The sequence below is a fragment of the Nocardia arseniciresistens genome, from assembly GCF_046764875.1.
GTDB lineage: Bacteria > Actinomycetota > Actinomycetes > Mycobacteriales > Mycobacteriaceae > Nocardia > Nocardia arseniciresistens.
In genome coordinates, this window is the sequence record NZ_JBKORD010000002.1 from 159,936 (window position 1) to 176,335 (window position 16,400).

At 64.5% G+C, this 16,400-nt stretch carries 7 protein-coding genes; 3 read left to right on the forward strand and 4 right to left on the reverse strand.

From position 1 onward, the window contains the following. Window positions 1-39 precede the first annotated feature (39 nt). Window positions 40-930, forward strand: coding sequence for a membrane protein insertase YidC (yidC, locus tag ACLMAJ_RS04385; protein ID WP_412012176.1), 891 nt, complete (start codon window positions 40-42; stop codon window positions 928-930). Between the two features lie 78 nt (window positions 931-1,008). Here the strand turns inward: yidC and ACLMAJ_RS04390 are convergent, their stop codons facing one another. The 3 genes from ACLMAJ_RS04390 to ACLMAJ_RS04400 form a co-directional block, all read right to left on the reverse strand. Continuing rightward, window positions 1,009-2,652: an MFS transporter gene (locus ACLMAJ_RS04390; RefSeq protein WP_412012177.1), complete on the reverse strand. Its 1,644-nt coding sequence runs from the start codon at window positions 2,650-2,652 to the stop codon at window positions 1,009-1,011. Further along, window positions 2,645-3,148 (reverse strand): MarR family winged helix-turn-helix transcriptional regulator, encoded by a 504-nt coding sequence (locus ACLMAJ_RS04395; protein ID WP_412012178.1) that lies wholly within the window; start codon window positions 3,146-3,148, stop codon window positions 2,645-2,647. Before ACLMAJ_RS04395 ends, ACLMAJ_RS04390 begins: the two co-directional genes overlap by 8 nt. Window positions 3,149-3,366: 218 nt before the next feature. Beyond that, window positions 3,367-4,284, reverse strand: coding sequence for an alpha/beta fold hydrolase (locus ACLMAJ_RS04400; RefSeq protein ID WP_412012499.1), 918 nt, complete (start codon window positions 4,282-4,284; stop codon window positions 3,367-3,369). A gap of 156 nt (window positions 4,285-4,440) precedes the next feature. Between ACLMAJ_RS04400 and ACLMAJ_RS04405 the strand changes: the two genes are divergently transcribed. Both ACLMAJ_RS04405 and ACLMAJ_RS04410 read left to right on the forward strand, forming a co-directional pair. Then, a complete protein-coding gene (locus ACLMAJ_RS04405; protein ID WP_412012179.1) occupies window positions 4,441-5,586 on the forward strand; it encodes a peptidogalycan biosysnthesis protein in 1,146 nt (381 codons plus the stop codon). 23 nt (window positions 5,587-5,609) lie between these two features. Further along, window positions 5,610-6,503 (forward strand): hypothetical protein, encoded by an 894-nt coding sequence (locus tag ACLMAJ_RS04410; protein ID WP_412012180.1) that lies wholly within the window; start codon window positions 5,610-5,612, stop codon window positions 6,501-6,503. 54 nt (window positions 6,504-6,557) lie between these two features. On the opposite strand, the gene ACLMAJ_RS04415 is transcribed toward ACLMAJ_RS04410, so the two are convergent. Further along, a complete protein-coding gene (locus ACLMAJ_RS04415; protein WP_412012181.1) occupies window positions 6,558-15,632 on the reverse strand; it encodes an MFS transporter in 9,075 nt (3,024 codons plus the stop codon). Between the last annotated feature and the right edge of the window lie 768 nt (window positions 15,633-16,400).

Genomic DNA, 16,400 nt, shown 5'->3' on the forward strand with positions numbered 1-16,400 from the left:
TTCCCGTGCGCTCGCACGTCTCGCAGTCAGGTATTCATCATGCTCGACTTCATCTATTACCCGGTTTCGGCCATTCTCTGGATATGGCATACCGCATTCGGTGCGGTACTCGGCCACGACAGCGGACTGGCGTGGGTCCTTGCCGTGGTATTCCTCGTCGTCACCCTCAGGGCAGCGCTATTTCTGCCATTCCTGAAACAGGCACGCACCCAAGCCGCGATCAAGCGGCTGCAACCGCAAATCACGGCGTTGAAAAAGAAATATGCCGACGATAGGCAACGTCAGACCACCGAGATCCAGAAGCTGCACAAGGAACACGGCGTCAGCCTGCTGGCCGGCTGCCTGCCGATACTCGGGCAGGGCTTGGTGTTCTTCGGTCTGTTCCACGTGCTGCGGTCCTTCGATCGCACCGGCACGGCCGGGCACCTGCCGTTCCTCGCCCCCACCGCGCCGATGACGGCCGCCCAGAATGCCGTCACCCCCAACTACCTATTCGGCGCCGCGGACGTGCAATCGTTCATGCACTCCGAACTGTTCGGCGCGCCCTTGTCGGCAACCTTGGCCAACGCCGGCGGACTCACCCTCGCTATCGCGCTGATCGCGGTCCCGTTGATGCTGATCGCCGCTGTCGCAACACATTTCACCGCTCGCGCCTCGATCGCACGGCAAGACCCCACCGCGAGCCAGCTACCGCTGATGAACACGCTGTCGCTGTGGATGTTCCCTGCGGGCGCGATCGTCGGTGGCGCACTGCTGCCGGTGGCAATCCTGCTGTACTGGGTGTCGAACAATGCGTGGACCCTCGCCCAACAACACCTCGTCTACCGAAGGCTCGACGCCGAATCGGCCGCCGAGGCGCGACGTGTCGCCACGATACGCGCGAACACCGCTCCGAAACCGGGTGTGAAGCCGGACCGACGTAGGCGCTGATCGGCAATACCGGACGCAGAACTCACCGCCGCGGGTCATCGAATACCGCTGGGGCGAAGCGATATTCGATGACTCGATTCACCTGTGCAAAGCAGGTTCGTGCTCATCGGCCGGATGGGCGAGAGCCGCAGAACTCGGGTCCCGAGCGGGTGCCGCGGCTTCGGGGTGCATCGGGTCGAGCGCGGGATCAATGTCGATGGTGCGACGTAGGGGCCGGTTCGGCAGCAGTGTGGTCGCGATGACGGCGACGATGGTCGCGAATGCGGCGATGAGGAAGATTCGCCCGGTCGCGTCGCCGTACGCGGCGCGCACGATGGTGAGAATCGGTCCGGGCAGGTGGGCGATATCCAGATTGCTCCCACCGGAGGAGGTGGTCTGAATACCCTGCTCGGCGAACGCTTTCGCGGACAACTCCCCCACTCGAGTCGCCAGGACCGAGCCGAGTACCGAGACCCCGATCGCACCGCCGAGGGTGCGGAAGAAGGCGACGCTGCTCGACGCGGCACCGACATCGTGCACACTGACGGTGTTCTGCACCGCCAGCACGAGGTTCTGCAGCATCATGCCGACACCGAGGCCGACGACCGCGATGTACAAACCGACCCGCCACACACTGGTCGCGTGGTCGATCGTCGATAGCAAACCGAATCCGACCATCAGCAGCGCGCCACCGGCGACGACGAATCGCTTCCATTTGCCGAGACGGGTGATCAGTTGGCCGGAGCCGACCGACCCGGTCAGCATGCCGATAACCAGCGGGATGGTCAGGATCCCCGCCACAGTCGGCGAGTATCCGCGCGCGGTCTGGAAATATTGCCCAAGGAAGGTTGTCGCGCCGAACATGCCTACACCGACGGCGATCGAGGCGATGATCGCCAACCCGGTAGTGCGTTCGGTGACGATCCGCAGCGGAATGATGGGCGACTTCGCTCGAGACTCCACCCACACGGTCGCGACCAACAGCAGAACTCCACCGCCGACGTAGAGCGCCGACTCGCGGGAGAACCAGGCGTAGTAACCGGCCTTCCCGGCGAACGAGACCCAGATCAGCAGCACCGAGACTCCGCCGGTCAGCAGCGTGGCACCGAGCCAGTCGATCGACACGCCCGTTTTGCGCTCGGTAGGCAGTCGCAAGGTGCGCTGCAACAGTAAGAGCGCGATCACCGCGAGCGGCACGCAGACGAAAAAGCACCAGCGCCAACCGAGTGGGCTGTCGACGATCACACCACCGAGGATGGGGCCGCCCGACATCGACACCGCCATCACCGCACCCATATAGCCGGAGTATCGCCCGCGTTCACGCGGCGCCACGATGGAGCCGATGATCGCCACGACGAGCGCGGTCAACCCACCCATGCCGATGCCTTGGATTACGCGTGCGGCCAGCAGCATCGGCACATTGCCCGCGACACCGGCGATGATCGAGCCGATCACGAAAATGATGATCGCCGACTGAACCAACAGCTTCTTGTTGAACAGATCGGCGAATTTGCCCCAGATCGGGGTGGATGCGGCGTTCGCGAGCAGCGCGGTGGTGATGACCCAGGCATACGCGGTCTGCGATCCGTGTAGATCGGCGATGATCGTCGGCAATGCGGTCGCGATGATCGTGGTGCTGAGCAGCGCCGTGAACAACGCTGCCAGCAGTCCCGTCATCGCTTCCAGGATTTGGCGGTGCGTCATCGCTTTCGGATCGTGCGGCGCCGCTACTGAGCTAGACATTTACTTCCTGATTCTCTTCGGGTATTTCGGTCACCCGGTGCGCAACCGCCGGAGCGGGGTGCGCGTGGGCGACCAGGGCGTTCCTGAGTTTCTGCACCGCGACGTGCGCCTGTTCGGCTTCGTCTTCACTCCAGTCCGCGAGCACCCGCTGCAACCCCCGCGCCCGCGACTCCCGAACCAGCTTCAGCAGGTCGCGCCCTTCATCGGTGACCTGAATGAGCGTGACCCGGCCGTCGTGAGGGTCGGCGCGGCGACTGATCAAGCCGGAACCGACCAACTCGGCGACGTGCCTGCTCAAGGCCGATGGCCCGATGCACAGGTCGACCGCCAGATCCCCTTGTCGGCATGAACCTTTGGATTCGAGTGCTCCGAGGACACCGATGCCGCCCGGCAGCAAGTGCCCTTCCTCTGGGTGCAGGAGGGTGGCGCGGATCGCCCGGCCGATCAGATACAGCTCCCTGATCAGGTCTTCAGCCGTATCGGTTGACACTGCCATGTCCACTCCCCGCATATATAGTTACTTGCAGAATGCAACTATATACTCATTGCTTGTGCTAAGCAAATGAAAATCGGGGCTGTCGGAAGAGCACCCGGCGCTGTCGCCGCTACACACCCCGCAGGTCGCGTCGATGTCGAGCACTCAGGTCATCTTGGATCCGCGATCACAACTGACAACGACCGCTGATCCCCTTGTGCCCGCCAGGATTACGTCATTCAGGCGAAGCCACTGTCGTTCGCGCTCGTGTCTGTCTCAGATCCTCGGCCAGCCTCCGGCTCAGCCGGAGACCTCGCGCCGATGTCGATCATGTGTTGCCCGGTCGGCTCGTGCTTCTGGATGAAGTCGTCGATCAGCGTGTTCACGCTGCCCGGTACCTCCAGTGCGACAAGGTGTGCGGCGTCCTCGATGAGTACGAACTCCGAGTTCGGTATAACCGCCGCCATCCGCTGCACCTCCGCAGGAGGGAAGGTGGCGTCTTCCCGTCCCGCGATGATCAACGTCGGAGTACGGATCGTCGCCAGCAGCTCACGTTGATCCGGCCGCTGCGGTACCACGCTGCGCACCGCCTGCACTATTGACGCCGCGTCTTGACCGCGGGCGATATCCACGATCAGCGGACCGAGCGCTGGACGCGTCTTCCGCGACGTCGGACCGAGAAACGCACTGACAACGGACCTGGTCAGCGGCGGCCGGATTCCTCGCATCATCCGGATGATCGTCACGAGTACGCCGTACTCGACCTTCTGCCGCGCCGGAGCGGGAGAAGCGGTGCCGTTCATCAGGATGCTGCATCTCACCCGCTCGGGATGCCGCGCGATAAAAGTCGCGCCGACCATCGCACCCCAGGAGTTCCCCAGCAAATGTGTTCGCTCGAAACCGAGGGCGTCGAGAATTTCGCCGATGCACGTAGCGCATTCGTCGAAGGTGAATGTCCTGGTGAGCCGACTGCTCTTGCCATGACCGGGCGGATCGAGCGCGATCGTTGTGAACCGCGTCGAGAGATGCTCGACCTGAGCATCCCAGAGGGAGTGGTCCATCAACAGGCTCGGCCACATCAGGATGGGATCCCCCGCTCCGCTCAGCCGAACCCTGACCGTGCCCAACCGAGTGGGAATGTACCGATCCTCGACCACCACGGACTACCACCTTCCACCACTACACCGACGCCCCTTCTATACCACGCCCACCGCAAGCACGCATTCATGTTGCCGGACAGTCGCTCCGAGTCGCCGTTAGCGGCGGGATTGCTTATGATCTCGTTGCTCATTGGTAACTATTTGGAAGCACTCATGCTGCGAACGTCATCCGAAACGCACGGCATCGAATCTCTCGACACGATCGCAGCCGCCGAGTGGGACAGCCTCGTCCAGCCCGGCGATCTGTTCTGCAGTTACGCGTGGCTGCGTCATCTGGACGAAGCCACGACACCGCATCGTGTGGTGACGATGCGCGTCGATGGGCGACTCACCGGGGCGATGCCGATGTGGGACGGTGAGCAGGAGCCGGGGTTGTTCTGGTTACCCGATTTCTTTGCGGGACTGGCCGGTCCGTGGGAGGAGCCATTCGTCTGGCTCGGCGCTCGCAGAGCCGTGCGCAATGGGCTGATCTGCGTGGACGGTCCGCAGCGGTCGACGACGCTGCGCAGGCTGCTTGCCGAAAGTGTCGAATACGCCAAGGTATCGGGCCGGGCGGGCGCGATCATGCCGTATCTGCCGGTTGCTGCCGCTACCGAACTGGCGCGAGCTGCCCCCGACGCTGTCTGCCTGCTACATTCCGCCGAGGCGACAGTAGGTGTGCCGCCGCAGGGGATGGACGACATACTCGCGAACGCCAACGGGCACAACCGCAAGCGACGGCGTCGGGAATTACGCGAGTTCACCGGTACCGGCCACACCCTCGAATGGACCGACATCACAACCGAAGTCGCCGATTCGATAGCGCCGTTGATTGCCAATACTCGCCGCAAATACGGCACCACCGACGACGCGGAATGGATGCGGCGGGTCTTCGCCGCCCAGCGACGAGTGGGTCTACTCGATGTGGCACAAGCCGTGCTGTGCAGGCGAAATGGGCGCTTGATTGCCGCCGCGGTGTGCTATCGGCATGCCGACAGCCTGCACGGCCGGTATTTCGGTGCTGCCGAAGATGCCATCCGTGACGGATATCCGTACTTCGTCACCACGTGCTACGCGCCGATAGACTACGCGGCACGCAACGGCCTGCGCCAGGTTTTCCTGTCGACATCCTCGCTCGAGGCGAAACTCCGGCGGGGCGCGACCGCGGAACCACTGGCGGCGGTCGTAATACCTGTCCACGGCGCACCGAAGACAGCCGACGTGCGGTCGCACAATCAACGGGTGGCGCTCGACTATCGCAGCCGGTTCGCCGCTTACTCCTCCTCGATGAGCCCCCGCTGGCTCGATTTTCTGTCCTGACCGAGTTCGAATGGGAGACCCCGATGCTGCATCTTGTCTACCGATTCCGGCCCACCGCAAAGGCTCGCGGCGATATGGCCACGTTCTGGCGTTGGATTGCCGATCGCCAGCTGTGGTTCTATGCCGACTTGGACATGGTGCTCGATACCAAGTGGTACACGGTGACCGTCGGAGATGACGTGCATTGTCTCGAACATCACGTGACATTCACCGACGAGGCTGGATGGGGCACCTACCGCCGTGAAATCAGCCGACGCTCAACCGATCCCGAATGGGAGCAGCGGCGCACCGGACAGGACGAATGGTACGAGATTTTGGATGCCCGATTGCTGACCGATCCACCGATTCCTATTCCGCTTCCGGTGCCCGAACAGCCGCGACGGGAGTCCAATACGGCAGATATCGCCGCCCTGGTCCAACGAAGCGACCTGATTCTCGACCGGGCCCGCTTTGTCACACTCGCCACCGGTGGACCGGGCGGACCGTGGGCCAGCACCGTCAACTATGTCGCGCTGCGACGGCCACTGCGGCTGATGTGGTACTCCCTACGTTCGGCCAAGCACTCGGTAAACCTCGCCGCTCAGCCCGGCGTCTCCGGTTCGCTGTTCCTTACCGGCCTCACGGGCGCCGATGCCCCCGCGGGCATCCCGATCGACGGCGCTCAGTTCACCGGCGAATGCCGCGAAGTCACCGTGGACGAACTGCCGGAATACCACCGCCACTACTACCACTCGAATTTTCCCGACCCGGCCGTTCGCGAACAGTGGATGCTCCCCCTCGACGAGTTTCGCGGCGACGGCCCGCGACGGTTCTATCGCCTCGATATCGATCGCTGGTGGCTTTACGATGCGCAGCGTTGGACTGTGGACAAACACGACAGCAGGGTCGAAGTCCCCGTCGCCGCCATCGATCGGTAATCGGGTTGGTCGGCGAATCCGATGAGTTCGGTAGGTTCCCGTCATCCGGCGCGGTTACCACGGACCCCGGCCGAATACGATCTCGTACGGGCGTCCCCACCCGAGGTCTACAAAAGCCTGCGACAATCTATCGATAGTCGTTATCTGAACCGCATCCGTTACTGCGGAAAAACCAGTTTTCGGGTCGTGCACAAAGTCGTTCTTTGGCGGAATCCAAAACGAAAATACTTCGGGAGATCCATCCGACCCGGTACGCCCTGTGGCCATCGCGACGTGGGAGGCTATCTCGATCTCGTCCTCGATCTTCCGGCTCCACGAAACGATATCGCCACGTTGCGGACGTCGGTCGCCCGAATCCTGTGCATAAATATTCCTCTCCCCAGGAATCAGACGACTCTCCACTGCGGCGGTCCAATCCCCTTTGGCTCTGTCATCAGGATCTCTCGGCGGTTCGAGCAACTCACGAAGCGCGGGTTTCGCGAGAAGCCCTACCCTGGCGGCGGCATAACAGATCATTTCCCAACAATTCAGGCCGAAATGGGGGTCCAGCGGACCGAGCGGCCCCTCTGTTTTGAGCCACATCTCGAGCTTCCGCACACCATATCGATATGTTGCAGGCCCAAGGCCCGCCCACCTCGCCGTTTCACCCTCTCGCCACATTCTCTCGAGTTCATCCGCGATCAGCAGCGGGGCATTCTCCCGTGTTGAAACCTCCGTCGGCGGCCGCCCTGCGCTTGCCCCACTCCCTGTCGGCCCGCCGGGCGGTCCGGGGTTCGGCCGTGGGTGGGCAGTGCCGCCAGGGGCGTCACCGTCAGCGTCGCGGTGAAGTAGCGTCAGCGTTTGTTCGAATGCGTCGTCCGTGTCGTGGGGTATTGCGCTCGTATCTGGTCCTGCGGTATGGGAGGGGGTTATTGCTGCCGGTGGGATGTGGTCAGGTGAGTCGATCGGGTCGGGTCTCCGATTTTCCACTGGCACGGTATTGCTGTCGGCAGCCCACGAAGCGCCCGACTGAACCAGCCAGGATGTCAGTCTGTCGTGCAGCATCCGCACCGCCGCGGCGGCTCGCATATGATCTCGCCCCAGGTCGACGTGACTGTACCGAGCAGTGACCGTGTCACCGTCTTGGTGCACCGTCACGGTCACTCGTGCGGGATCGCTGCGCACCGGATTGACGATCACCGTGAACAAGACACCGTCGGCCGACGATTCCACGTTGGCGAGATCCACCCAGAAGACCACGCGATTGCCGGTGCTCTGTGGGGTGACACCGTATCCCGGCAAGATCCGGTCGAGCCCGTTTTGCCGGATCGCCTCATCGATGCGCGGCGGCGTTGCGTCCTCGCGCCACAACGTTCCCTGGTGATCGGCGCCGAACTCGTCGAACTCGCATCGGCTGAGGTCGGCGCCGCGGTCGAGCAGCGCGGCCAGGATTTGCGCGGGAATCATCGGATTCCCGTTCGCCTCCACCGATCCCGGCCAGTATGCGTCGATCTTCTTGACCCGACCACTGATTCGCCAGGTTCCGAACCCGCTCACTTCGACAAAGCCGTGTTGATCGTCGAGCATGTTTTGATCAGCGAGTACGTCTTGAAGGGCGAGTGTGTACGGCAGATCGTCGTGTGACGCGTGCTGCGCCGTGACGAACTCGCCGTTCGCGAGCAACAGGAAGGGTTCGCCCAAGCGATGTTCCGTGTGGTGGGGCTCGTCATCCGGCCCGCGGAACCACCCGCGTGCGCCCACTGCGGGCCGAATGAGATCGACCTCCATCGGGTCCTCGTCGAAGGCGATCGGCAGAGCCACCGTCGCGTACTCGGTCCGGCTCGGTTGCATCCCAGGGCTGTCCGGGGTGTGATCGGCGGTGGGTGGTCCGGTGATGTCGCGAACCGCCTGGTCCTGCCCCACCAGAACTCGCGCCTCGCGAGACATCGCATCCGCGAGGTGCCCCGAAAGCGCATCAGCGGCCAGCTCGCCACGCTGGGGCGTCGACGGCGCGGGATCGACTGAATCCGTCTGCGGCGCAACATGTTCCGACTGCCGATTCGGGCCATTGCCGGTCGGATCATGATGGAAGACGACAGCACCGGGATGGAGTCCGGCGAAGCCGGGCCCGCCGACGACCTGCCGAGGACGCTTCCCCGCAGGGAGGTCGAGGGCAGCACGGAAATCGAAGCCAGGGGCGAAGTTCGCCGGTCCAACAGACGGTCCGGCGGTTCCTGGCGCTTTCGGGTGGTCACTACCTTCGGAGTTGTCGCGAGTCTCAGGTGCATCGTCACGGAGCGGACGCGCCTGCGATCCCGAGGTGGCCGTGCGATCACCCGATTCGGGCGACGACACTGCGGCACTATCGCTGGTGACCGTCGGCGTCGATTCTGTGATGAGCTCGGCTTCCAGTGTGCGGACGCCATTTTCCACCCGGGGTTCGGTGAGAATCCGCAGTGTCGACCCCCTCGGGATCAGGATCTCCCGTTCAGCGTCGCTCTTCGGCACCCCCTCGTCGAATAACGACGAGAGGCAGAGCAGCGTGGCACCCGCGTCCGCGTAGATGATGATCTGGATGGGTGAGCCGACGTGGCGGCCGGGCTCGGCCGAGGTGGACATGTATCCGGTGTCGGTGAGCTCGGTATCGGCCAGGTCGCGGTCGCGGCCGAACACTTGCTCGAGGCTGTCCACTCTCCGGTACAGCTTGACCGGCCCGGTGGAAGCGCGCGCATGCTCGAACGCCCAGTCCATCCGGTTGATTTCCGCCGCCGAGGTCGATGCCCTTGCCCGGTCCCGCGGCGTGTCCTTCGCCCCCTTGCTGCGGCTGGCGTCAAACACCTCCTCAGCCGTCACCTCACGCAGAGAAAGCTCGGTCCGCTGCTGCGGTGTCAGCTGCCGTCCCATCGCACGCAGCATCGAGTTTGCGGAGGCGGAACCGGTGTATGACCGCAGGGCATCGATGATTTCGTCCGCCTGCCCGGCGGTCGGGTCATGCCACAAGTGCACCCAGCCCACACCGTTACGAACGCGAGCTACCGCCTCGTCGCCGTCGACCGCGGTTCTGCGCAACCAGTCGAGCCGCGACTCACCGGCCAGCGCGACCTGCGCTACATCGTCATCCGCCGGTATCGGAGACACTGACGGTTCATTCGTGGTGAGAGCTCCGACTTCGGTCGTGGATGCATCCAGCTCCGGAGCGAGCTTCGGCTGTGGACGGAACCCCGGTATCCGCCGAAGAATGCCGGATAAGCGGGGGCGTCGCCCGGCTGTGTCGGGCGCGACGTATTCGGTCGAACCGTCACCGGCTGGTCCCGGTCCGGTCCGGCGTTCGGTTCTGGTGGTGGCGTAGGCGAATCCTGCCGCCACGGCCGTCATGGCACCGAAGCCGCCTGCGTTCATCCACGCAACCGGGATCGCGCCGAATTCCGAGATCGCGAGGCCACCGAACCAGCCACCGATCGCTGCGCCGATGCCGTTCACGATTCCCACGGTGGACAGTGCTCCGCCGAGAGCCTCTTTGGGAACCCGCTTTTGCCGTTCCTCGGCGAGTTTCTTGCCGGTGAGCATTACGGCTGAGCCCATGAGCAGCGAGGTCGGACCGATGATCCACGGTTCGCTCGTGGTCGCGTACATAACCCCGAGAGCCGTCAACGAGGCCGCGCTCGTCGGATACATCCACTTCAGGGTGATACGTTCGTTAACGACTTTCTTCGGCACCGCCAAGGCGGCCAGTACGACTCCAGCGCTACTCGCGCCCAGTACCGCTCCCTTCTCCAGCGCCGAATAGTTCGCAGCGTTCATGAGGCCGGCCAACTGCACGATAGAGGATGTTCCCGCGAGGCCCCAAACAAAATCCAGTCCGGTGTAGAGGCGCAGCGAAGAGTCCCGCACAGTGGCGCGGGCGCCGTCGAGCAGGCGGGACCGCTGTTCCGGCGGTGGCGCGGGCGGAAGCTTGCTGAGCATCTTCAGGTTCAGGGCATTGAAGACTCCATCGGTCAAGAAAGGGAACGCTGCCGAGAAATCTCCGAGTGCAGGGATGAAAGACCTTCCGACTGTGCCGGCGGTTGCCGTCGTCGCCATTGACAGCGTGATCGCATCCTTTTTCTGTTCCTCTGTTTTCGCCAGGCTGCGCATGTACGTCGCGTGGCTGGTCATGCTGATCGTGCGAGTTGCCGCGATGACGCCCACCGATCCGACGACGACCTCCAGTGCACCGGGTAGCCCGGCGAGCAACCAGCCGCCTGCGGAGCCTGTTACGGCGATTGTGGTTGCCGAGGTGAAAAGTAACGTTTTGCGGTTCTCGACGTGGTCGGCGATGTATCCCGCCGGAAGATGCGCGATCAATGTCATTACTGCGGGCGCCGACATCGCGATGCCGGTCCACTGTGCGGAGTCACTGTAATCTGAGACCCACACCGGGATGAAGGCGCTCAGGCCGAAGCTGGCGGCGGTGGTGAGAAAGGCGCTGGTGTTGAGGCCCGCGATGTCTTTGTTTTCGGGTTGGGTTTTGAGACGGATCGGGGTCCAGATCCGGTTCAGGAACCAGGATCTCGAAGATTCCGTCGGTGTCTCGGCGGGCGGCTGAGGCTGCGCGGAGGCCGCCCTGGCTCGCGGCTCGCGTTCACCATTCCCCTCGGTTTCGGAGTTTTCGGTCGACTCCGGGGCGCCATAGGCGGTGCTGCCATCTCCGATGTCGGGTTCGGTGGGGTTGTGTTGTGCTGGGTCGTCGGTGTTCCGGTATGGCCGACCATCCTCGTCGTCGGTGTGATGATGGTTAACGGTGCCGCCGATTTCGTTGCCGTGCAGTCCTGTTCCGGTTCGGAGCGGTCGGTGGTTCTTGCGCAGTGGCGGGAGGCCGCGTGCCGCGCGGTCGATGTCGAAGTCGTAAACCTGTGTGACCGGGCCTGCGGGCGAGTCGTCGGTTGCGGATCCACCTCGGGCGCGGGGGGTTTCAGCGGTGGCAGGTCCTTTGTCGGTCTCTGTGGCGGGTCCTGCCGCAGACTCCGTGGTGGTGTCATCGTCGGCGATACCTACACCCGACGCGGCCAGCAACGGCGCGGTCAGTGATGTGTGGACCTCACGTTGGGCCAGGGCAGTACGCGACGCGTGCTGGCCCAGCTCGATATTCGTGTACCGGGCAGTGGTCACTCCGTCCGCTTCGGTGAATACGAGCGTAAAAGACGCCGGATCGCCGCTGAGCAGGTTGATCGTGTAGCTGATCGACGTTCTGCCGGGGACCGATTCCACAGCCGCGACATTCACCCAGAAGCCCACGCCGCAACTGTTGAAGAGCGTATCGGCGCTCATGTGGGGATAGGTGAACAGTTGTTCGACCGATGTCACCGACGGCGACCACGGCCGCCAAATCGTGCCATCGACGAGGCCGTCGACCCCGACCTTCGCCAGATTCACCCGATGCTCGACCAGCCAGTCCCGAAGCTGGGCAGCGAATTTCATCCGATCTTCGCTGAACGTCCCAGTGACGAATTCCAACATCCTGAGCTCGCCGTTTCGAATCAGCCAGACCCCGAAGCCGATCGGCCCATCATCAGGATCGCCATATGTGCTGTAGAGCACCTCGTGCGGAGCCATATCGCGCGGCGCGTCGGCGCCGATTTCGTCCGCATTGATCGACCGGACATCCGCCGGGTCGACACCGACCAGGAAGTACTCTTTGCGGGAACTGTTGTAAAGCTCATCATCCGGTCCGTAGAAGAGCCCGTCCTTTTTCAATTTCGGGCGGCGGACTCGCACGCCTTGAACCGCCTGCGGCCGATACGAATCGGGCCCGTTCGGCGCAGCGACATCATATTCGGGCGAGGTAGTGGTGCGGGCCGGTGACGCGCCGAGCTCGGCAGCCTCCGCTGGCTCGAACGTCGCGGCCCAGGGGGTCGGGCGACCGGACCGGCGATCATCCCGCGCTGGCGGCCGCGCGAAACGGGCATCCTCCTGGCTCTCGCCAGGTGCACCAGTCTCCGACGCAGCCCCTGTCATTGAGAACTGATTGCCGCTCCATGGCGTCGGCCCGGATTCAACCGGATCGTCACCGAGCCGAGGCGGCCGAACGGCACTGCTGTCGACGTCGCCCCGCGACTCAGCAGAGCGGGCATCCGCCGACGCGGCCGACTCGGGCCGGCCCTGCGACGATGCTCGCGGCTTCTGAGCTTTCCCCGGCCCGTGGCCGATGCCTACCGACGCCTGGTCATTCGTTTCATACTGAGACGGCGGCTGCGGCGGAAGAGTTTTCGGCTCGAGTGTGGATTCTTCCGGCTGGACCGGCATTCGCCGCTTCTTGCCTGTGCCTTTGCCGTTTTCGTCTGCCGACGCCTGGGCCGTCGGGACCGGGCGGGCCGACTCCACCTGACGCTGCGGTGCCTGCGCCAGTTGCGAGGGTGGCGGCCCGGCCACTTGCGGGATGCCAGTGTTATCGCGGTTGTACTCGAGGCTGTTCGGATCGAACAGGGGGTTGTTCGTCGGATCTTGTGGTGCGCCAGGGGCGGTCGGGTCCGGGCGAACGTCGTAGCGGACGGATGAGGGTGACTCGTCTGCACCTGTCACGGGTGTGGCGGGCAGGTGAGTTACGGGCGCGGCCGGGTGGCGTGGAGTGGGTGCGATATCCGGCGGCGGCGAGGTCTTCCGATTGTCTTGGTCGTCGGTGTCGTCCGAGCCGGGGATCAGTACCGGCGGCCGGTACGCCGGCGGCGTGGCAGGTAACTCTGCCGGTACCGAGGACGGCAGGCGCGGCACGGCAGGTATGCCGTTGGGAGGGGGGCCGTCGGGTGCGATCGGGACGCCGGGTATCACGTAGTCCTGCGGCGTTTTCGACGGGTACGCCTCAGGCTTTTCCATCGGAAGCTCCGGCACGGGCAGTCGGGTCGGGTCGGGAACGTAGGCGGGCACGACAGTTGGCGCCTCGGGCGGCAGCACGTCGGGAACCATCTCGGGGTCACTCTGGAGTTCGTCGGTGTCGCCGCCGTGTCGGCCGCTCAGTGCGCCGATCGACTCGGTCGCGGACCGCGATGCCTCAGCGGCGGCCGGAGCGACTGCCGTAGCCCCCCTTAGAGGTGCGACGTCCTGCGCCGACGATGCTTCGTGCAGCGGCCTGGGCATGGCTGCCCGTACGACAGAGCTATTCGTATCCGGAAGTCGCTGAGGTGCCGCGGTTGATGTGGCTTGCTGGAACGCGTCCGGTCCAGGACGATGCGGTACATCCCCCGGCGGGTTGATCTGGACGTCGGGCCTCTCGACGGTTGCGCTCGGTGCCGTCGCCACATCTGCATCACTGTCGTTACGCACTTCCGAATCATGTTGTGCGACTTCTTTTTCAGCCGCGCGCGCCGGGTCACCCGTGGAAGTCGTGACCTTGCTCCGCGCTGGCGGCGCCAGCTCCGGGGCCTGCCCGGTGTTGCCGTGGCCGGAGGAACCGGTACCCCAAGGCGACATCGAGGGCGGCGACCAGGAACTCGGCGATGATGGCGAAATAGGGTGCCCGCCAACCTCTTTCTGATGGACCGACACCCCGCCTCCCAGACCCAGGTCCGCGAGCATCCGCCGGTGCTCCGCGTCGGCCATGTGCTGAAGTTCAGCTACGTCCGGCTTCCGTAGCTGGGCGATATCGGGACTCTCGACGGGAGTGCTCCGCGCGATCGCGACATCTACGTCACTGCCGGCACGCGTCTCCGAATCATGTTGTGCATCCCGGGATTCAGCTATCCGCACTGGCTCACTCGTGGAGGTCCCGACCGCGCTCCGCACCGGCGGTGCCAGCTCCGGCGCACGTCCGGTGTTGCCGTGGCCGGAGGTACCGGTACCCCATGGCGACATCGAGGTCGGCGACCAGGAGTTCGGCGGTGACACCGGCGAACCGGGCGGTCCGCCATACCCTTTCGGATTGGGAGGCGCCTCGCCCCCCAGACCGAGGTCTGCGAGCATCCGCCGGTGCTCGGCGTCGGCCATGTTCTGAAGTTCGGCTACGTCCGGGTTCCGTAGCTCGGCGATGTCAGGCTGCCGAAACCTAGTGGCCGCACCAGCCGCCGGGCCGGAATCGGTGGCGAGCTTGCGCGGTGCCCCGGCTTCGACGTCGGTGCGCTTGCCGGTCCAGGCGAGGTTCGGGAAGACCTCATCCACTGCCGCCCTGATAGCGCGTGGCCGCGGCGCGTGCCCGTCCCCGGCCGCGTCCACCAGTTGCCGTGCAGGAGCCGGGGTCCCGTCGGCACCTGGTCCCTCCGGCACGGTCACCGGGCCGCGACCATTCCCAACGGCTGATGCTCCCCCGGTCCGTATGCTCCGGAAACCGGCGCCGACGCCACCGAGCAGGCCGCCACCGAATCCCATAAGCACCATCTCGGCCAGATTCTCGGTCTCGAACTTTCCCGTGGTCAGATACCCCGCGGTTAAGCCGGCCGCCAAACCACCGGCCGCACCACCGGCCGTCCCGGCCGCCATCACCCCCGCCACCCGCCAACTCAGCTGCGCCGCCTTCGGCACGGCGTCCGCCCCCAAGCGACTCACCGCGGGCGCGACGACAGAACCGAGCGCCCCGCCGGCCGCCCCGCCGACCCCGCCGGCCGCGGCCGCGATTCCGACCGCTTTCCAATCCACTGCCACCCGGTCCCCATGCGCGATCTGGACGCCTTCGGCAATCGCGCGGACCCCGCCCATGGTCGCCGCACCGATAGTCGCACCCCGAGTGGCCATGGCGAGCACAGGACGCTCCGCCGCGGACCTCAAAGTCAGTTGGCGCAACCTCATCACCAGCTCGCGCCACGCAAGTTTCATCGCCGCTTCGGCCGCGGTCCGATCGGCGACAGCCTTCGAGAGGCCCGGCGGGCCCAACAGCAAATCCAACGCGAGCTGCGCCCCGAGCACCATGGCAATGCCACACACGGTATAGATCTCGAGCTCGAGCGCCGTGGCACCCTCATACAACTGCTTCGCCATGCTGTTGTTGTAGTCGATAAGCCGCCGCGTTTCGTCTGCGAGCGCCCGGAGCTGCTTCCGTACCGCATCAGCGGTTACTCCGCCGGACGCCGCCTTCAACGCTTTCACTTCCGATGTTGCGATTCCCTGTAGGACCAGCACAAGCCCATCGGCCGAGTCCGACCAGGCGTCCGCGGCCCGCCGCATGCCTTCGACCTTCGCTTCGGGCATATGCCCGAACACCATGTCCTGCAAACCCGGGGGGATTCCGGGGAGTAGCGGCCCTGTCACGCGCTGTCCGAACACACTCGCGCGTTCTCGACTACCAAGCGGCGCAAGATGTCCGCGGGCCCGTGGGACGTCTCACCGAGGACCCTGCCGGGCCATTCATTGCCCCGACACTCGAGCCCGCCTTTCACAGTTTTCGGATGTTTCCGTGTCACATCGGCCAGGACGGCGAGTTCCGGTGCCAGCGTCCGTAGCAGGCCGGTATCGACGCGCAACGGTTGAACCATGCTCGGCAGCCCCTTCGAATTTGCCCTGCGGAGGGGTGCTCCAACGGCACCTGAAGCAGCCAACCACGGTGTTGGATGTTGTTGCGGCCGAGTTGGTTTCGCTGCGGCGACAACCGTCATGCTTCATAGGGCAGGTTTCGGAGGTATAGGTTTCCAGTCCACGCCATCGCAGATCAACACCGAATGCCACAACACTCCATGACATATCAGTCATGTTTGAGCGAGTCGATGACGTCAGGCGGCAAACAGCCATGACAGCCCAACGAGATTCGACACCCGACCCCCAGGTACACCTGGTGGCGTCCTGCAAGTCGTTGTGCTGGTGTGTAATGGTTGGTCGGGGTGAGTACCGTCCGGCCGGGTTGTGTCTATCGAAAGAACTCTCCTGACGACTCCCGTGCCCCGCACTGATCGAAGACCTCCCGCACTCCCGAGAGCAGCGCCGCATTCTCATCGTCTTGCCGCTCGAGGTCTCAGCGGCGCC

Coding starts and splice junctions, on each gene's coding strand:
- ACLMAJ_RS04395 (WP_412012178.1), bottom strand. CDS start 3,148: ATGGCAGTGTCAACCGATACGGCTGAAGACCTGATCAGGGAGCTGTAT.
- ACLMAJ_RS04390 (WP_412012177.1), bottom strand. CDS start 2,652: ATGTCTAGCTCAGTAGCGGCGCCGCACGATCCGAAAGCGATGACGCAC.
- ACLMAJ_RS04415 (WP_412012181.1), bottom strand. CDS start 15,632: ATGCCCGAAGCGAAGGTCGAAGGCATGCGGCGGGCCGCGGACGCCTGG.
- ACLMAJ_RS04405 (WP_412012179.1), top strand. CDS start 4,441: ATGCTGCGAACGTCATCCGAAACGCACGGCATCGAATCTCTCGACACG.
- ACLMAJ_RS04410 (WP_412012180.1), top strand. CDS start 5,610: ATGCTGCATCTTGTCTACCGATTCCGGCCCACCGCAAAGGCTCGCGGC.
- yidC (WP_412012176.1), top strand. CDS start 40: ATGCTCGACTTCATCTATTACCCGGTTTCGGCCATTCTCTGGATATGG.